Raw genomic sequence first — 17,222 nt, forward strand, 5'->3', positions numbered from 1 at the left:
CGCGCCTTCGGCACCTGCGCACCTGCAAACGTCAGAATGACCGACTGAATGGATCCACAATGACGGCAATAACCCTCGACGGAGTCACGACCGCCTCCGTGGTCAAGACCGAGCTCATCGACCGGATCGCGGAGCTGCGCGCGCACGGGATCGTGCCCGGGCTCGGCACGCTCCTGGTCGGCGATGACCCGGGCTCGCGCTCGTATGTCGCGGGCAAGCACCGCGACTGCGCCGAGGTCGGCATTGAATCGATCCGGGTCGACCTGCCCGCGTCGGCGACCAGCGCCGATGTGCGCGCCGCAATCGCCGACCTGAACTCCGCCCGCGAGGTGACCGGCTACATTATTCAGCTGCCGCTGCCGGTCGGCCACAACGACAACGCCATGCTCGAACTGATCGACCCGTCGAAGGATGCCGACGGCCTGCATCCGACGAACCTCGGCCGCTTGGTGCTCGGCATCGAGGGCGAGCTGGACTCGCCGCTGCCCTGCACTCCGGCCGGCATCGTCGAGCTGCTGCGCCGCTACGACGTGCCGATCGTCGGCCAGCGCGTCGTCGTCGTCGGGCGCGGCCTCACCGTCGGGCGCCCGCTCGGACTGCTGTTCACCCGCAAGGGTCTGGATGCCACCGTCACCCTGACGCACTCCCGCACGGTAGACCTGCCCGGCGAGGTGCGGCGCGCCGACATCGTCGTGGCCGCCGTCGGCGTGCCGCACCTGATCCAGGCGGACTGGGTGAAGCCCGGCGCCGCCGTGCTCGACGTGGGCATCACCCGGGTGACCGACCCGATCACCGGCAAGGGCACCCTGACCGGTGACGTGCACCCGGGTGTCGCGAACGTCGCCGGCTTCCTGTCCCCGAATCCGCGCGGCGTCGGCCCGATGACCCGTGCCATGCTGCTGTGCAACGTGGTGAAGGCAGCCGAGCTGTCGCTCAGCAGGTAGTCGGGCGCCACGGGCGGTCGCCTCGTAACGGTCGCCTCTCGGGGCTCGCGCAGGTGGCCGTGCGGGCGAGGCTCGGTGGTACCGCCGTCGCGGCGCACGCTGTGGAAGCCGGCGCACGGTATTCCCTGCGCCGTGAGCCGTAGCCCGCGCCGCGACCGTGAGGCAGACCGGCTCAGCGCTGCGGCAGCGCCGTCACCGAGGCGTGCAGGGCGCAGTGACGCAGATACTCCGCTGCGTTGTGGCCGAGGCCGGCCACCTCCTCATCCGTCAGGGGCCGCCGCACCTTGGCGGGAACGCCGGCGACCAGCGATCTGGGCGGGATGACGGTGCCCTCGAGCACGACGGCTCCGGCGGCGACGAGGGACCCGGAACCGACGACGGCGCCGTTCAGCACCGTCGCCATCATGCCGATCAGCGAGCCGTCCTCGACCGTGCAGCCGTGCAGCACTGCCCCGTGCCCGACGGACACATTCCGGCCGACGATCAGCGGGAATCCGTGGTCCACGTGGCAGGAGACGTTGTCCTGCAGGTTGGAGCCGGGGCCGATCCGGATGGGTTCCGCCTCGGCGCGCAGCACGGCGTTGTACCAGACGCTGGCGTGTTCGGCCAGGGTGACGTTGCCGACGACCACGGCGCCCGGGGCGACGTAGGCGGTCTCGGCCACGACCGGTCCGGGTCGGTCGGGCAGGGTGATGATGCGGGCGGCGCTGTCGGCAGTCATACGCGTCAGCCTATCGGGCTGCCTCGCGTGCAGGCTCTAGGATTTCGGCATGGTCAATTCCGCGCATCCGTCCGTCGATCGGGTTCGGGAGGCTCTCCGCGCCCACGGCCTGGACCCGGAAATTCGCTGGTTCGACGATGCGGCCACAACCGCCGCCGCCGCCGCGGAGGCGCTCGGTATTTCGCGCGGCGCCATCGCGAATTCGCTCGTCTTCACCCTCGATGGTGAGCCGTTGCTCGTGCTCACCTCGGGGGCTCACCGGGTCGATGCGGCGTGGCTGGGGGACAGACTGGGCGGCACGATCGGACGTGCCTCGAAGGATGTCGTCAGGCAGGCCACCGGTCAGGTGATCGGCGGGGTCGCGCCGCTGGGACATCCGTCGCCACTGCGCACCCTGGTCGACGTCGCCCTCGCCGAATTCCCGGTCGTCTGGGCGGCTGCGGGCCACGCGCACACCGTGTTCCCGACCACGTTCGACGAACTCGTGCGAATCACCGGCGGCGAGCCCACCGCCGTCTCGCCCTAGATCCCGACGGCCTGATCTCCGCCACTCGCGCACCGCCGGGCCGGGAGAATGGCTCCCTCGCCGGTGGGCAAAGTCACAGTTCGGCGGCGTACGGCGACGGATGCCCGGCACGTCCCGGGCGCGACCGGCACTGAACATAGACTCGGCAGAGTTGCACCTCTGATCACTTCGATGGCGAAAAATTCACAAAGGATGCTCAATGCGCGCTCGACATGCTCTCCCGGCCCTGGCCGCCGTGGCCGCCCTCCTGCTTACCGCCTGCGTGGACAACTCCACTCCGACGACTGGCGTCACGGAGGGATCCGCGGCCGAGGTGGTGACCACCGACGAGGAGGCCGCCGCGCTCCTCCCGGAAACGACCGCGACCCCGGGCAAGCTCGTCTTCGGCACCAGCCCGAATTACGCGCCGAACGAGTTCAAAAACGACGCCGGTGAACCGATCGGCTGGGCGATCGACCTGAGTGATGCGATCGCCGCCAAGCTCGGGCTCGAGGCCCAGTACACGGTGGCCAAATTCGAGAACATCATCCCGAATGTCGTCGGCGGCAAGATCGACGTCGGCATGTCGTCCTTCACCGACACGGCGGAGCGTGAAAAGCAGGTCGATTTCGTGAACTACTACCTCGCAGGCATCCAGTGGGCCTCGCCCGCGGGCACGACCGTCGACCCCGACGATGCGTGCGGACTCAAGGTCGCCGTGCAGTCCACGACCTACCAGGACACCGTCGAGATCCCGGCGAAGAGTGACGCCTGCGTCGCCGCCGGCAAACCGCCGATCCAGAAGGTCCCCCTCGACACGCAGGATGCCGCGGCGAATGCCGTCGCGCTGGGCCAGGCCGACGCTTTTAGCGCCGACTCCCCGGTCACCCTCTACGGGATCGCACAGTTGACGGGCAAGCTGCAGACCGCGGGAGAGACGTTTGAGGCGGCACCATACGGTATGGCCGTGCAGAAGGATTCCGGGATGGCCGAGGCCGTGCAGGCCGCGCTGCAGTCGCTGGTCGACGACGGCACCTACGAGGCGATTCTGGACGACTGGGGGGTCGTCGACGGCGGCCTCGACACGATCACACTCAACGCCGGCGCGAGGGGCTAGGCACGTCGCCGCCGCTGGGCGCCGCCTCGACCCCGGGCACCGGTTTCGGCCGTCGCGTGCGTGGCTAACTCAGGAGATCCCCGCCGAACCTCGTTCGCACCCGCACAGGTCTGCGGATGCGCACGGGCGGCGGCACGACTTCTCCTGAATTAGCCACGTGGGGCGAGTTCCCGCTGTGTTATTGCTCCCGCGCCGCCCCGTCGGCCGCGCGCACCACGAACAGGTCCGGGGCCGCGAAGCCCCGGGCTGCGAACGCGGCCGTGACCGCCGTCGTAACCGCGGGGATCAGGGCGCGCGGGGTAAGGGCGATGGCGGCGCCGCCGAAGCCGCCGCCGGTCATCCGGGCGCCGATCGCCCCGGTGCCGCGCGCGGTCTCCACGGCGAGGTCGAGTTCGGGCACGGAAATCTCGAAGTCGTCCCGCATTGACAGGTGCGAGGCGTCCAGGAGGGCGCCGATCGCGGTCGGTCCCTGCTCGCGCAGGGTGCGCACGGTGTCCTGCACGCGCTGGTTCTCGGTGACCACGTGCCGCACCCGGCGGAACGTCTCGTCGTCGAGCACGTCGGCGGCCCGGCCGAGGTCGTCCACGGTGAGGTCGCGCAGGGAGGGGACCCCCAGCATCCGTGCACCCAGTTCGCAGGATGCCCGGCGCGAGGCATACCCGCCGGTCGAGTGCGCGTGGCTCACCCGCGTGTCGATGATCAGCAGGTCGAGGCCGGCCCCGTCGAAGCCGAGCGGGATCACCTCGGCCTCGAGGGTGCGGCAGTCCAGGAAGACGGCGGAGTCGGCCTCGCCCAGCAGGGACGCGGACTGGTCCATGATGCCGGTGGGAGCCCCGACGGCCCGGTTCTCGGCCAGCTGGCCCACCCGGGCGAGCATGCGCCGGTCGAGTCCGAGCTGCCAGAGGTCGTTCAGGGCCACGGCAACCGCACTCTCGATCGCGGCGGAGGACGACAGTCCGGCCCCGATCGGCACGTCAGAGTCGATGAACACGTCAAATCCGGGCCGGGTGGCCAGGTCGGCGCCGAACTGGCCGAGGGCCCAGGCCACGCCGAGCGGGTACGCCGACCAGCCGGCCAGGTTCTCCGGAGTCAGGTCGTCAAGGGAGAGCTCCACCGTTTCCGCGGCGAACGAGCTCGCCACCCGCAGCTGGCGGTCGCCGCGCAGGCCGAGCCCGACGAGCGTGCGCCGGTTGATCGCGAAGGGAAACACGAACCCGTCGTTGTAGTCGGTGTGCTCGCCGATCAGGTTGACGCGGCCGGGGGCCGACCAGAGTCCGGCCGGGGCCGCGTCGAAGCGGCTCGTGAAGCCATCCGTCACGGTCTGGATGAGATCGGTCATGCGTGGGCCTGCCTTTCGAGTGTGGTGCTGCTAGCGGGAACGGATGCCGCGGCGCCGGCCGCCGCTTCGGTTGCGTCCGTCCCGGCGGAGCGTTCGACCGCGCGGCGAATGTTGTCGGCCGCCTGCTCGGGCGTGACGTCTCCGATCCAGGCGCCCATGGCGGCCTCCGACCCGGCCAGGAACTTCAGTCTGTCTGCGGCCCGGCGAGGACTCGTCACCTGCAGCATCAGCCGGATCTCGTCGCGGCGCACCGAGACCGGGGCCTGGTGCCAGGCCGCGATATACGGCGTCGGGGTGTCGTAGAGGGCATCGATGCCGCGCAACAGCCGCCGGAAGAGCACGGCGAGCTCATCGCGCTCAGCCAGGCTGGTCGCCGCGAAGTCGGGCACGTGCCGGTGCGGCAGCATGTGCACCTCGATGGGCCAGCGCGCGGCGAACGGCACGAAGGCGGTCCAGTGCTCGCCGGTCAGAATGACCCGGCCCCCGGCCTGCTCGCTGGCGAGGATGTCCGCGAACAGGTTTGGTCCGTACTGGTCGAGGGAGGCGATCACGCGCTGGGTGCGCGGCGTGACGTAGGGGTAGGAGTAGATCTGGCCGTGCGGGTGGTGCAGCGTGACGCCGATCGCCTCGCCGCAGTTTTCAAACGGGAAGACCTGTTCCACGCCGGGTAGCTGTGACAGGGCGTACGTGCGCTCGGCCCAGGCCTCGATCACCGTGCGGGCGCGCACGACCGACAGGCTCGCGAACGAGCCCTCGTTCTCGGGGCTGAAGCAGACGACCTCGCAGCGGCCGACCGAGGTGCGGACGCGGTTCAGTCCGATGGTGTTCAGGTCGTCGAGCCCGGCGGGGGCGTCGGCGTCGGTGAGGAGGGGCCCGAACGAGGGCGACTTGTTCTCGAACACGGCCACGTCGTAGTTGCTGGGCACCTCTGACGGGTTCCCCGGCGTCGACGGGGCGAGCGGGTCCAAGTGCGCGGGCGGCAGGAACACGCGGTTCTGGCGGGCGGCGGCGATCGAGACCCATTCGCCGCTGAGCGGGTCCTGGCGCATCCGGGCGGTGGCCGGGCGCGGGTCGAGTTCGCGCAGGTCGGCCGCCCGATCCGGCGGCAGGCTGGACTGCGGGTCATCGAAGTAGATGAGGTCCCGGCCATCGGCGAGGGTGTGGCGGTGACGGATGATGCCGGTGTCGGCTACGAAGTCTGGTGTGTTCATGGCGAAAACAACGTTATCTGATTTGCACATGTGAAACCAGGTCTTTCAGGTTGATAATCAAAGTAAACTAAGTGAAGATTGAGTATGGCTTCTCGCGAATCGACCGAATCGAACGCCACGGCCGACCTCATCGACGTAAGCGACCGGCCCGGCGACCGCGACACGCTCCCGGCCCACCAGCGGCGGGAGCAGATCCAGCGCCTCGTCGGGGAGCGCGGTTTCGTACGAGTGCGCGAGTTGCGCGAGGCGTTCGGAGTGTCCGGCGTCACGGCGCGGGCCGACCTCGACGTGCTTGAGTCCGCCGGGACGGTGCAGCGCGTGCACGGCGGGGCGGTTCCGGCCGCGCCACTCAGCGGCCGCCCGCTGCGGGAGTTCTCCTTCGAGGAGGCCCTCGCGTCATCCGTGCTGCCCAAGCAGCAGATCGGCGTGCTCGCCGCGGCCCTCGTCACGAGCGGGCAGAGCATCCTCCTCGACGTCGGCACGACCACCCTCTCTATCGCCCACGCGCTGCTGGCCCGCACCGATCTGACCGACGTCGTCATCATCACGAACGGGCTCAGCATCGCCCTCGCCCTCGAGCCGGCCATCCCTCGGTTCACCGTGATCGTCACGGGCGGTTCGCTCCGCCCGCTGCAGCACTCCCTGGTCGAGCCACTCGCACGGACGGTGCTCAGCCAGGTTCACGCCGATTTGGCTTTCATCGGCTGCAACGGCGTCGATGCCGGCTATGGGGTCACGAACATCAACCTCCCCGAGGCTGGGGTCAAAACGCTCATGCTGGCCGCCGCGACCCGGGCGGTCGTCGTGGCCGACGCCTCCAAGCTCGGCCAGGTGCACCTCGGGCAGGTCGGCCCGCTGCGCGCGTTCGACACCCTGGTGACGGATGCCGCGGCCGACGAGGTCATGCTGGCGCCCCTCCGCGAGGCCGGCCTGACCGTTCTGCAGCCGGAGTAGGTTGACACTATGCGCGCTACAACGGGTTTCCAGTATGAGTTGAGGGTAGCCACGCCGAGTGGGCCTGCGCTGGCGATCGTCACCGAGGTGGCCGCCGGCCTCCGGCTGTATTCCGTGGACGGCATAGACCTCGTCGAGCCGTTCGCGCCCGAGGCCACCCCACCGTGGGGCGCCGGCATCGTGCTGATGCCGTGGCCCAACCGCATCCGGGACGGCCTCTGGCGGCACCAGGGCGTCGTGCAGCGCCTGCCGCTCACCGAGCCGGAACAGCAAAACGCGATCCACGGCCTGCTTCGGTATTCGTCCTATCGCATGCTCGACCGCAGCCCGAGTTCGGTCACTCTGGCCGCCACGGTCTTTCCGCAGGCCGGATACCCGTTCCTGCTCGACACGACCGTGCGGTATGCGCTCACCGACAACGGTCTTGCGGTCACCCACACGGTGCGGAACGTAGGCCGGGACGCGGCCCCGGTAGCGCTCGGCGCGCATCCGTACCCGAAGATCGGCGGCGTTCCCACCGAGGACCTCGTGCTCACGATCGCGGCGCGCACCCATATCGACGTCGACGACCGGCAAAACCCCGTCGGGGAATCTTCCGTCGTCGGCACCAGGTTCGACCTGCGCACGGGGTGCCGGGTGGGCGACGTCGATCTCGACGACGGCTTCGGCGGGGTGGGGCCTGAGGCTCCCGAGGTGCGGTCCGACGTGACCGGCGAGGAGTCCGGCACCGCCAGCGTGGCCTCCTTGACCGCGCCTGACGGCCGCAGCGTCACGATCTGGGGCGACCGGAACATCCGCAACGTTCAGGTCTTCACGCCGCGCAACTTCCCCTTCCCGGGGCCGGGCGGCCCGTTCCTGGGCCTGGCGGTGGCGATCGAGCCGATGACGGCCCCTGCGAATGCCTTCAATTCGGGCGCGGGGCTGCGCTGGGTCGAACCAGGGGAGTCGTGGTCTGTGCGCTGGGGCATCCGCCACCAGGGATTCCGCCTCTGACCCGGCATCACCGCGCCCATCACGGTCCGACGGGCAGAGAGACGGGGTGTCCGCCTCGCGGCGGTCACCCCGTTTCACGGCTTGCCGGCTACGAGAGGACGTCCTTGACCAGGGCCTCGTTCTCGGTGTGCGACCAGAGGGAGTGCAGGTAGCCGACGAGCAGGAGCACGAAGGGCAGGGACACGAGCACCCAGCCGATCGGGCTCAGGCACCACGATGACATCGTCGGGTCCACGCCCTCGGCCACCGTGCCGGCGAGGAGCCCGAAGCGGCTCATCAGCAGGTACTCGCCGAGGATCAGACCGATGGTGGCCAGCACCGGGGCGATGATGGTCTGGACCACGTTCTCGCTGCCCGCATTGCGGTGGAAGAACGCGATCACCGCGATGCAGACGAGGATCTCGATCAGCACGATCGCCACCACGGCGAGACCGCTGAACCAGTAGAACATGTTGAGAACCGGGTCGAGCCGGAAGACGGCGAAGGTGACGATGACGAGATCCGTGAGGACCGACGTGGCGAGGGAGGCGGTGCTCGGGGCGCCGCGACCGTTGACGTGGCTGAGCGGCGCGGGCAGCGCGCCGCCGCGGCCGAGGGCGAAGAGGTACCGGCTGGCCGCGTTCTGAAAGGCCAGCGGTCCGGCGAACAGGCTCGAGATCACCAGGACGCCCATCACGGTGGCCATCCACGGTGCCACGTACTGGGTCGCGAGGGAGAAGAGCACCGCGGCCGGGTCGGCCAGGGGAACCCCGTCGAGACTCGACAGCTCCACGGTCTTCTCGACGACCGAGGATGCACCCATTCCCGTGACCATGGCGAACGCCGTCAGGGCGAACAGCGCCGTGATCACTCCGACCGTCAGGTAGGTGGCGCGGGGGACCACCGTCTTCGGGTCCTTGGATTCCTCGCCGTAGATTGCGGTGGCCTCGAAGCTGATGAAGGACGCGAACGCGAAGGCGAACGCGATGCCCGCCGAGCCGGCCAGCCCGCCGGCGAGGATCGCGGCCGGGTCGAACGAGGCCCAGAAGTTCAGGCCCTCCGGCCCGCCGTCGGCCAGGATGGCGACCGAGGTGACGACCAGTGCCAGGAGTTCGAGCAGCATCAGCACGCCGAGCACCTTGGCGCCGACGTCCACTCTCACCAGGGGAGCAGGCCGACCTGGGCGCCGAGCAGTCCGCCGAAGAACCCGTAGATCGCGAGCTGGATGGCGAGGTAGGCGAGGATCGAGACGAAGGCCGACGCGCTGCCGAGCTGGTGGCCGAGGCCTCGGCCGATATAGGCGAAGAAGGCTCCGGCATTGGTGACGCGCTGGCTCATCGCGGCATAGCCGACGCTGAACAGCAGCAGGGTGACGCCCACCACGAGGTAGGCGCCCGGGGCGGCCGCGCCGTTACCGAGAACGATCGCGACCGGGACCGCACCGGTCATGCCCACGAGCGGTGCGGCCACCGCGACCACGAAGAAGACGATGCCGATCACACCGAGGCGTCCCGTGCGTAGGGTGGTCCGGGAGTCGGACTGAGGGGTACTGCGAGTGGTCGTCATGGGTTTACTCCTCATTGAGTCGACGAGTGAGTGAAAACGAACGGATGCCGCGAAAAACCCGTGCGGCTAGCTGCCGTAGTGCATCCAGACGCCCTTGACCTGCGTGTACGCGTCGATCGAATCCGGACCCATCTCGTTGCCCCAGCCGCCGGTCTCGAACCCGCCCCACGGCGCGGCCATATCCGGCACCGGTGGCATGTTCACGAAGTTCGCACCGGCACGGATGCCGTTGGCCAGGCGGTGTGCCTTCTCGAGGTCCTTCGTCCAGACCGTGGCGGCGTGCCCATAGTCGGTGTCGTTGGCCCGGTTGATGAGCTCCTGCAGGTCGTCGTCATTGTCTAGGACATGATCGAGAGCACCGGCCCGAAGACCTCGTCGGTCGCGATGGCCATGTCGTCGCGCACACCGGCGAACATCGTCGGCTGGAAGAAGAAGCCGACCTCGCCGGCCCGGGCGCCACCGGTCACGAGTTCCGCGCCCTCGGCACGGCCGACCGTGACCATCCGTTCGACGTGGTCGAGGTGTTTTTGAGAGACCAGAGGACCCAGCTGGGTGCTGGGGTCCATCCTGGCGCCAAGCTTCATGCCGGAGACCCCGGCCGCCATTTTCTCAACGAATTCGGCCTCGCGCTTCTTGTTGACATAGAACCGCGTGTAGGCCGCGCAGACCTGCCCGGAATTGAGCGTGCCGCCCGCCAGGTTGCCGCCGACGGCCGCGTCGATGTCGGCGTCCGCAGTGATGATGGAGGGGGCCTTGCCCCCGAGTTTGAGAGTGATCTTCTTGAGGTTCGAGGCGGCGGAGCCGGCCTGCCTGCCTACATCGAAGCCGACCGCGACATCGACGGCCAGGACATCGTGCTCTGGCACACGTTCGGCCTCACCTACTATCCGCGCATCGAGGACTGGCCGATCTTGCCCGTGAACACCGCTGGTTTCAAGCTGAAGCCCGGTGGCTTCTTCGACCGCAGCCCGGTGCTCGATGTGCCGCCGTCGACGCCCGTCGAAGAGGGACACTGCCACTGCTGAGTGTGCAGCGCGCCGGGGTCGAGGGAAGACGGGTTTCCCTCCCCGGCCCCGATCCGGCAGTCTGGGAGGATGGCCGAGAAGATGAGGCAGAAAGACCAGACCGAGACCGGTCCACGTGCAGCACGGGCGGCGGCCGCCGCCCGGCCGCCGCTGAGCCTGCCGGACGCCGTGCGCCTGACGGCCCTGATCCGCATGAAGCGGCTCGCCATCGGCCTGCTTCTCCTGATGGCGGTAGTGTTCGCCACCTCGTTCGCGCTGCAGGAGAGCTACCCGTGGCTGCAGTACGTGCGCGCCGCGGCCGAGGGCGGCATGGTCGGCGCCGTAGCGGACTGGTTCGCCGTGACGGCCCTGTTCCGGTACCCGCTGGGCCTGCGCATCCCGCACACGAACATCATCGCCAGCCGCAAGGACGAGATCGGGGCCAGCCTAGGTGAATTCGTCGAGACGAATTTCCTCTCCGAGGCGGTCATCCGTGGCAAGCTCGAATCGCTGGGTGCGTCCCGTCGGCTCGGCGCGTGGCTCTCCCAGGAGGAGAACGCGCGTCGGCTCACCGACGAGGTCGCGGTGGCGGGCGCCGGTCTGCTCAACCTGCTCAGCGACGATGCGATCCAGGAGCTGATCGAAACCGTGGCCCGCGAGAACCTGCTGAAGCCGGAGTGGGGTCCGACAATCGGGCACGTGGGGGCGCGGCTGGTCGAGTCGGGGCAGCAGCACGCCGCCGTCGACCTGCTGCTGGAACGGGCCGAGGGCTGGCTGTTGGAGCATCCGGAGGCCTTCGGGCGGGCCGTGTCCCAGCGCCTGCCGACCTGGCTCCCCGGTTTCGTCGACAAGCTGGTCGACGACAAGGCGCACCGGGAGGTGCTCGCCTTCGTGGCCACCGCGCGTGCGGATGCCGCGCATCCGCTCCGCCAGGCCATCGATCGTTACCTCGTCGAGGTGATCGACGACCTGCAGCACGAGCCGGCGATGATCGAACGGGTGGAGGCGCTCAAGCTCGAACTGCTCGACAGCGCCCGGCTGCGCGATTTCGCGAGCAAAACCTGGGAGGCCGTGAAGGTCTCCCTGACGGCGGCGCTGAACGACCCCTCGAGCGGGTTGCGCACGGGCATCCGCTCGACCGTCATGGAGGTCGGCGGGAGACTGTCGACCGACCCGGCCCTCGGCGCCCGCGTCGAACGGTGGCTGGCCGACAGTGCAAGCTACATCGTGCGCCGGTACCGGCACGAGATCGCCGAGGTGATCACCGAAACCGTCGCGCGGTGGGACGCGGCCGAGACGGCCGAGAAGATCGAACTGCAGATCGGAAAGGACCTCCAGTTCATCCGCATCAACGGCACCGTGGTGGGCGCGCTCGCCGGCCTGGTCATTTTCGCGCTCGCCCAGGCCGTTGTGGCACTGGTGTGACGCGGCCCTGGACTCTCGCCCCGAATGGGGGATACTTGAAATTCGGTCTTGGATACACCCTTGTGTCTTAGCAACAAAGGGGCATCTGTGCGGGAACTCATACGATGGGCGCTGGCTCCCGCCATGCGCACCTGGGCCGCCGCGTCCGAGCGCGGCTTCGGCGATGTCCCCATGCCCACGGATGCTCCGCAAGCGCACTCCGCGGGCATTGATCCCGACCGGATCCTCATCCTCGGTTCGGGGCTGGCGGTCGGCCGCGGGGTCGTGAGCCACAACCTGGCCCTGCCCGGCTCGCTCGCCCGCGCCCTGTCCGCGCAGACCGGCCGCGGGGTCGACGTCGACCTCATCGCGAATTCCCGCATGACCGTCGCCACGGCCCTCCTCGAGCTGACCGGGGTGCGGCTCACCCGTTTCGAAGCGATCGTGCTGGTCCTGGGCGTGAACGAGGCCGTGAACTTGGTCTCCGCCCGGGCCTGGCGGCGCGATCTGGCGAATCTGCTCCGGTTCCTCACGGCGTCATCGCCCCGCAGCACCAGCATCATCGTGGCGGGAATCCAGCCCATCCGGTCGATCCCGGTGTTCGATTCCAGGCTCGGAAATCTGGCGGACCACCACGGCCGGCTCCTGAACCGGGTGACGATACGGCTCGTCGCCGACAGCAGCGACGGGGTCGTGTTCGTACCGTCCAGTGCGGCGCCGACGCCGCCGCCGGGCCGATACCGGTCCACGGATACGTATGCGCACTGGGCCGACGTTCTCGCCTCCCGGATGGCGCCGCTCCTCGGCGCCGACCGGGTCGCGACCCCTGACGCCGAACCGGTGCCCTCCGACGGCCAGGCGAGGGCGAAGGAGGCGCGGCGCCAGCTCGCGGTCGACCAGCTCGGGATCGTCGACACCCCGCCCGAGGAGCGCTTCGACCGCATCGCGGCACTGGCGCGCACCCTGTTCGGCACCCAGTCCGCGGCGCTCACGGTGATCGATGGCGATCGCCAGTGGCATAAGGCCCGCATCTGCGTGGCCGATGCCGAGTCGCCGCGGTCCAATTCGTTCTGCGAGGTAACCATCACGGGCACCGCGGCTATGGTGATACCGGATGCCCTCCTCGACGACCGCTTCCGAGACAATCCACTCGTGGTGGGCGAGCCGAAGATCAGGTTCTACGCCGGATTCCCGATCGAGTCGCCGTCGGGGGAGCTCATCGGGGCTCTCTGCGTGTTCGACTCGGAGCCGAGGGCGGCAGGAACCATCGACCTCGTGCTGTTGCGCGAGTTGGCGCTGATGGTGCAGCGAGAACTCGCAAGCCCGTTCACCTCCGAGTAGCGGACGCGCCCGTAGACGCGCCCGTAGACGCACCCCTAGGCGGCGTGGGCGACACCGGCGGGTGCCGATCCGGGCGACAGGCGCGTGCGCGGGGCCGCGCCGATCACGGCGTTGTCCGGAACCCGCAGATCGCGTTCGACGACCGCTCCGGGGCTGAGCCGTGCCCCGCGACCGATCCGCACATAGCTGCCCAGCCGCGCGGCGCTGCCGACGACGGCGTCCGCGCCGACGTGCACGTTCTGGCCGATGAACACGTGAGAACCGATGACCGCGTCCTGGTCAATCCAACTGCCGGGGCCGATCCACGCCTCCGCCCCGACCCGCGCGCCGCTCTCCACGTAGGCGGTTCGGGATACGAACGCCTCGGGGTGCACGCGTGCGCTGGGGGACACCAGGCCGCGTCCGTTGGGGTGACGCCGGTACCGGGTGATGATCCCGGTCTCGATTTCAACTTCTTCATTCACTCTGCCCACGGGGCCTCCTTCTCAGGTCGCCGGCATCGGGCATGCCGGCACCATGTCAGAGAAGTATGGAGGAGCTACCCGAACGCCGCCCGAATCATCGCTGGGTGCTCGCCGGGAGTCCGGAGTCGATGCTGGGCCCACGCGAGACCCGGGTCTGCACCGACGCTGATCCTGTGAGTGGGCCCCGTCGGGCTCGAACCGACGACCCAAGGATTAAAAGTCCTTTGCTCTACCAACTGAGCTAGAGGCCCGCGGTTAATAATGTACAGGGGATTTCGGATCCGTTTTTCTAGGTACCGTGGGAGAGGGTTTTCTGCAGACGAGACGGATGTGCCCACAGCGAACACGAAACCGAGCCCAGGAGGATGCCATGGCCGAGAATTTCCACAAGCCGACCCAGTTCTCCGGCAGCAAATTCGAGTCCTTCCAGGGGGGCGAAGACCCGGCACTGATCAGCCGGGTGGCGCATGAAACCGCGCACGCGCTTTTGGCCCGCGTGCGCAGCGACCCTGACCCCGACATCGTCGAGCGGCTCGTGACCTACACCGACGAGAACGGCGTCGACGCGGTGGCCGAACTCTGGTCGCGGGCAACGCCGTGCAGCCTGCCCGGGGCGCTCTGGCGGATCTACCTGGTGCGGTTGCTCATCCGCCAGGATCCCGAGGGCACGGCGTTCTTCTACCAGCGCGGAACCGAAGTCACGGTGGCGATCGACCCGGTCATTGCCGGGGCCGCGGTGCCCACGGGCACGGCGGAGATCATCGTCCTGGCCGACCAGATCCTGCGGGGGATCTTCACCGGGGATTTCGCCGTGGCACTCGACCGCGCGGCGGCGTTCTGCCGCGTCATCTCCGTCGGCTGCACCAGCGTCGCGGACGACCTGGAGACGACCGAACCGCTCCGGTCCACCGAACTGACTACCCGTGCCCTCCGGTTCTCCACCACCGCCCAGGAGTTCGGCTCCTGCGCCCGGCTCTGGCGCAGTGACTCGCTGGACTGACCTGTCTAACTGATCGGCCGCGAGTCGTCCAGCCGGGTGCGCGATCCGCATCCGGGTCGTTTACACTGGAGTCTGGTCGGGCCGCAGTAACCCCGGGCTCCAATATTCGCCGCTGTGAGCGGCCTCGCGCCGAGAGGCGTTCTGCGGTCCGGCCTTCACTCCTCCTCTGCCTGGCGTGACACACCAATCCGATTCGGTCTCCGCGCCGAACCATGGACGTGGACAAGACCTGAGATGCTTGTTCTCATGAGTGCTGAATTCAACGTCAACCGGGAGGGGACTGTTCCTGTCTCCCATGAGGAATTGCTGGGCCGGGTGGCGCAGGGAGACGAAGGAGCATTTGGAGAGCTGTATGACCGGATGGCCTCGCGTGTTCTCGGTCTCGTTCGACGTCTTCTGGTTGACCCCTCGCAGTCGGAGGAAGTGACGCAGGAGATCTTCCTGGAGATCTGGCAGACGGCGACGAGGTACGAGGCCCAGCGCGGCGGGGCGGCGACCTGGATCCTGACCATGGCGCACCGCCGTGCGATCGACCGAATTCGGTCGTCGCAGGCCAGCCGCGACCGGGATATCAAAATCGGCATCCGTGATCTTGCGGTTGCCTACGACGAGGTGTCCGAAACGGTCGGAGTACGAATCGAGCACGAAAGAGTGGAAAAGGCGATGTCCAGATTGACGGAACTGCAACGCCAGGCGATCAGCCTCGCCTACTACGGCGGCCTCAGCCAGAGTGAAGTCGCCGAGCGGTTGCAGATCCCTCTCGGAACTGTGAAAACGAGGCTGCGCGACGGCATGATCCGCCTGCGCGACGAGTTGGGAGTGGCGTCATGAGCGACAACACCCGGAATGACGACACCCGCAACGCCGCCGGGCAGAACCCGGGCGAGCTCGCCGGCGCCTACGCCCTCCACGCCCTGGGCGCGGAAGAGGCCGCCGTCTATGAGGAGCACCTCAAGGCGTCCGAGCCGGCCCGCATCGAGGCGGCCGAGCTGAGTGACACCGCGGTGGCGCTGGGCCTTGCCGCCACCCCCGTGCAGCCCTCGGCCGGACTTAGGGCCTCCCTGATGGCCAAACTTGCCGCCACGCCGCAGCTCGCGCCCCTGCCGGCCGATCAGACGGCACCGGCCACCCCCGTGCCGCGCGTCGATCCCGCTCCGATCCGAGGCGCCACTGCAGCGGGCAGCGCCTCCGAGCGCGCCCGCCTGCGCTGGTTCCAGCGGCCCGTCGGCGTTCTCGCGGCGGCCGCCGCGGCCGTCGCCCTCTTCGCGGGCGGCACCTTCGTCGGCCAGTCCCTGGAGTCCGACCAATTCGAACAGGACCAGGCGGCCGGTCTCGTGCAAATCACGGCGGCCGCTGACATCCAGCGCGCGTCGGCGACCACCGCCGACGGTCAGGAAGCCACCCTGGTCTGGTCCGAAGAGAGCGGACTCTCAGCGCTCCTGGTCGACGACCTGCCGGACTTGCCGTCCGACCGGGACTACCAGCTCTGGTACATCGGCGGCTCCGGCCCGGTTCCCGCCGGAATCTTCGACTCGTCCGGCACCGGCACCGGCACCGTCTGGCGCGTGCTCGACGGCAGCCTCACCGCCGGCGACACGATCGGCGTCACGGTCGAGCCTAAGGGCGGCTCGGAGCAGCCCACCAGCGACCCGATCCTCGCCATCCAGAGCTCCTGAGCTGCTTGATCTGAGTCGATCCCGACCTGATCCTGACCTGCTCCTGACCCGATCCTCTATGCTCGTCAAATGACTGTTCGGCGAACGACGCTGCCCTTCACCCTGCTCCTCGACCCGGTTCCCGCCGACGCGCCGCAGACGGAATTCGACGACACGTTCCACGAGGTGGACTCGGATGCCCCGGCGTTGCGGGTGGGGGAGTTGAGCGCCCAGCGGGGCGACGGCGTCTTCGAGACACTTGGCGTGGTCGGCGGCCACCCTCAGGCGGTCGGCCCACACCTTGCCCGGCTGGGCACCTCGGCCGCGACCTGTGAGCTGCCCGAGCCGAACACGGCTCAGTGGCTGGCCGCGATCGCGCACGTGGTCGATCGCGTCCCGCACGAGGGCGAAGTTGTGCTCAAACTCGTCTACAGCCGCGGCGTCGACTCCGGCCCGGCACCCACGGCCTGGCTTCACGCGACCCCCGCGCCCGACTTCGCCGTCGTCCGCGAGGACGGCATCCGGGCGGTCACCCTGGACCGCGGCTACCCGCACGGCGTCGCAGAGCAGGCGCCCTGGCTCCTGATGGGCGCGAAGACGCTCAGCTATGCGGTCAACATGGCCGCCCTCAGGGAGGCCCGCCGCCGCGGCGCCGACGACGCGATCTTCCTCACCCACGACGGCTTCGTGCTCGAGGGGCCCACCTCGACCGTGATGCTCTGCAGGGGCGATGTCTACGTCTCTCCCCTGCCGAGCGGAGCAATCCTGCACGGCACCACCCAACAGAGCGCGTTCGAGCACCTTCGGGCGGCAGGGGAGCGCACGGAATACCGCGACATGAGCGTCGACGAGCTACGGTCGGCGGATGCCGTGTGGCTGCTCTCCAGCCTGCGCCTGGCCGTGCACGTGACCGAACTCGATGGCAGACCAATGCCCGTCGACTCCGAGCGCACCCGCACCCTCAACGCCGCCCTGCTCGCCCGCACCGTCTGACGCCCCACCGCAGCGCGTCGCCCCGCAGCCGG

Annotated in this window: 19 protein-coding genes, 1 tRNA gene and 1 pseudogene; 12 read left to right on the forward strand and 9 right to left on the reverse strand. The window is 69.0% G+C overall.

Annotated elements, in window-relative coordinates:
* The first annotated feature begins 59 nt into the window (after window positions 1-59).
* Window positions 60-944 carry a bifunctional methylenetetrahydrofolate dehydrogenase/methenyltetrahydrofolate cyclohydrolase gene (locus tag E3N94_RS02335; RefSeq protein ID WP_104100171.1) on the forward strand — a complete coding sequence of 295 codons (885 nt, stop codon included), beginning with the start codon at window positions 60-62 and terminating at the stop codon, window positions 942-944.
* 172 nt (window positions 945-1,116) lie between these two features.
* On the opposite strand, the gene E3N94_RS02340 is transcribed toward E3N94_RS02335, so the two are convergent.
* Window positions 1,117-1,665, reverse strand: coding sequence for a gamma carbonic anhydrase family protein (locus E3N94_RS02340; RefSeq protein WP_104100170.1), 549 nt, complete (start codon window positions 1,663-1,665; stop codon window positions 1,117-1,119).
* A 49-nt stretch (window positions 1,666-1,714) separates the two neighbouring features.
* Here E3N94_RS02340 and E3N94_RS02345 point away from each other — a divergent pair, with 49 nt between their 5' ends.
* Window positions 1,715-2,191, forward strand: coding sequence for a YbaK/EbsC family protein (locus tag E3N94_RS02345; protein ID WP_104100169.1), 477 nt, complete (start codon window positions 1,715-1,717; stop codon window positions 2,189-2,191).
* 199 nt (window positions 2,192-2,390) lie between these two features.
* On the forward strand, window positions 2,391-3,287 hold the full coding sequence (locus E3N94_RS02350; RefSeq protein WP_104171829.1) for an ABC transporter substrate-binding protein: 897 nt from the start codon (window positions 2,391-2,393) through the stop codon (window positions 3,285-3,287).
* A gap of 178 nt (window positions 3,288-3,465) precedes the next feature.
* Here the strand turns inward: E3N94_RS02350 and galK are convergent, their stop codons facing one another.
* Complete coding sequence (galK, locus tag E3N94_RS02355) at window positions 3,466-4,626, reverse strand: galactokinase (RefSeq protein ID WP_134569702.1); 1,161 nt, start codon at window positions 4,624-4,626, stop codon at window positions 3,466-3,468.
* Window positions 4,623-5,837, reverse strand: a complete 1,215-nt coding sequence (gene galT / locus E3N94_RS02360) for a galactose-1-phosphate uridylyltransferase (RefSeq protein WP_134419266.1) — start codon at window positions 5,835-5,837, stop codon at window positions 4,623-4,625. Before galT ends, galK begins: the two co-directional genes overlap by 4 nt.
* An 84-nt stretch (window positions 5,838-5,921) precedes the next feature.
* Here galT and E3N94_RS02365 point away from each other — a divergent pair, with 84 nt between their 5' ends.
* Both E3N94_RS02365 and E3N94_RS02370 read left to right on the forward strand, forming a co-directional pair.
* Complete coding sequence (locus tag E3N94_RS02365; protein ID WP_134569703.1) at window positions 5,922-6,791, forward strand: DeoR/GlpR family DNA-binding transcription regulator; 870 nt, start codon at window positions 5,922-5,924, stop codon at window positions 6,789-6,791.
* Between the two features lie 9 nt (window positions 6,792-6,800).
* Window positions 6,801-7,784 carry an aldose 1-epimerase family protein gene (locus E3N94_RS02370; protein WP_134569704.1) on the forward strand — a complete coding sequence of 328 codons (984 nt, stop codon included), beginning with the start codon at window positions 6,801-6,803 and terminating at the stop codon, window positions 7,782-7,784.
* An 88-nt stretch (window positions 7,785-7,872) separates the two neighbouring features.
* Here E3N94_RS02370 and E3N94_RS02375 read toward each other — a convergent pair whose 3' ends face one another.
* The 4 genes from E3N94_RS02375 to E3N94_RS16845 all read right to left on the reverse strand — a co-directional run bounded on the left by E3N94_RS02375 (window position 7,873) and on the right by E3N94_RS16845 (window position 10,195).
* Window positions 7,873-8,925: an APC family permease gene (locus tag E3N94_RS02375; RefSeq protein WP_241987037.1), complete on the reverse strand. Its 1,053-nt coding sequence runs from the start codon at window positions 8,923-8,925 to the stop codon at window positions 7,873-7,875.
* Window positions 8,922-9,329, reverse strand: coding sequence for a hypothetical protein (locus tag E3N94_RS17005; RefSeq protein WP_241987038.1), 408 nt, complete (start codon window positions 9,327-9,329; stop codon window positions 8,922-8,924). The genes E3N94_RS02375 and E3N94_RS17005 overlap by 4 nt, the downstream gene beginning before the upstream one ends.
* 66 nt (window positions 9,330-9,395) lie before the next feature.
* Window positions 9,396-9,653: an aldehyde dehydrogenase family protein gene (locus tag E3N94_RS17420; protein WP_198412260.1), complete on the reverse strand. Its 258-nt coding sequence runs from the start codon at window positions 9,651-9,653 to the stop codon at window positions 9,396-9,398.
* 14 nt (window positions 9,654-9,667) lie between these two features.
* A complete protein-coding gene (locus tag E3N94_RS16845) occupies window positions 9,668-10,195 on the reverse strand; it encodes an aldehyde dehydrogenase family protein (protein ID WP_198416245.1) in 528 nt (175 codons plus the stop codon).
* On the opposite strand from E3N94_RS16845, the pseudogene E3N94_RS02385 reads away from it, so the two are divergent.
* The 3 genes and pseudogenes from E3N94_RS02385 to E3N94_RS02395 form a co-directional block, all read left to right on the forward strand.
* Window positions 10,124-10,354, forward strand: a pseudogene (locus E3N94_RS02385) (histamine oxidase); the annotation flags it as partial. The gene E3N94_RS16845 and the pseudogene E3N94_RS02385 sit on opposite strands and share 72 nt — an antisense overlap.
* 69 nt (window positions 10,355-10,423) lie before the next feature.
* Entirely contained in the window at window positions 10,424-11,758 is a 1,335-nt protein-coding gene (locus E3N94_RS02390; protein ID WP_241987039.1) for a DUF445 domain-containing protein, read from the forward strand.
* An 87-nt stretch (window positions 11,759-11,845) separates the two neighbouring features.
* The gene (locus E3N94_RS02395; RefSeq protein WP_134569705.1) at window positions 11,846-13,078 is read left to right on the forward strand and encodes a GAF domain-containing protein; all 1,233 of its coding nucleotides are present in this window, start codon (window positions 11,846-11,848) and stop codon (window positions 13,076-13,078) included.
* Window positions 13,079-13,113: 35 nt separating this feature from the next.
* On the opposite strand, the gene E3N94_RS02400 is transcribed toward E3N94_RS02395, so the two are convergent.
* Both E3N94_RS02400 and E3N94_RS02405 read right to left on the reverse strand, forming a co-directional pair.
* Entirely contained in the window at window positions 13,114-13,551 is a 438-nt protein-coding gene (locus tag E3N94_RS02400) for a hypothetical protein (protein WP_104100163.1), read from the reverse strand.
* Window positions 13,552-13,720: 169 nt separating this feature from the next.
* Window positions 13,721-13,793 (reverse strand) — tRNA-Lys (locus tag E3N94_RS02405).
* Window positions 13,794-13,912: 119 nt separating this feature from the next.
* On the opposite strand from E3N94_RS02405, the gene E3N94_RS02410 reads away from it, so the two are divergent.
* From E3N94_RS02410 to E3N94_RS02425, 4 genes are all read left to right on the forward strand, one after another.
* On the forward strand, window positions 13,913-14,542 hold the full coding sequence (locus E3N94_RS02410) for a DNA-directed RNA polymerase subunit beta (protein WP_134569706.1): 630 nt from the start codon (window positions 13,913-13,915) through the stop codon (window positions 14,540-14,542).
* Window positions 14,543-14,788: 246 nt separating this feature from the next.
* Window positions 14,789-15,373, forward strand: a complete 585-nt coding sequence (gene sigK, locus E3N94_RS02415; RefSeq protein WP_104100197.1) for an ECF RNA polymerase sigma factor SigK — start codon at window positions 14,789-14,791, stop codon at window positions 15,371-15,373.
* Window positions 15,370-16,218, forward strand: coding sequence for an anti-sigma factor (locus E3N94_RS02420; protein WP_134569707.1), 849 nt, complete (start codon window positions 15,370-15,372; stop codon window positions 16,216-16,218). The genes sigK and E3N94_RS02420 overlap by 4 nt, the downstream gene beginning before the upstream one ends.
* Window positions 16,219-16,287: 69 nt before the next feature.
* Window positions 16,288-17,190 (forward strand): aminodeoxychorismate lyase, encoded by a 903-nt coding sequence (locus E3N94_RS02425; RefSeq protein ID WP_134373871.1) that lies wholly within the window; start codon window positions 16,288-16,290, stop codon window positions 17,188-17,190.
* Window positions 17,191-17,222: the final 32 nt, after the last annotated feature.

The organism is Cryobacterium sp. Sr3 (genome assembly GCF_004402835.1).
Classification (GTDB): domain Bacteria; phylum Actinomycetota; class Actinomycetes; order Actinomycetales; family Microbacteriaceae; genus Cryobacterium; species Cryobacterium sandaracinum.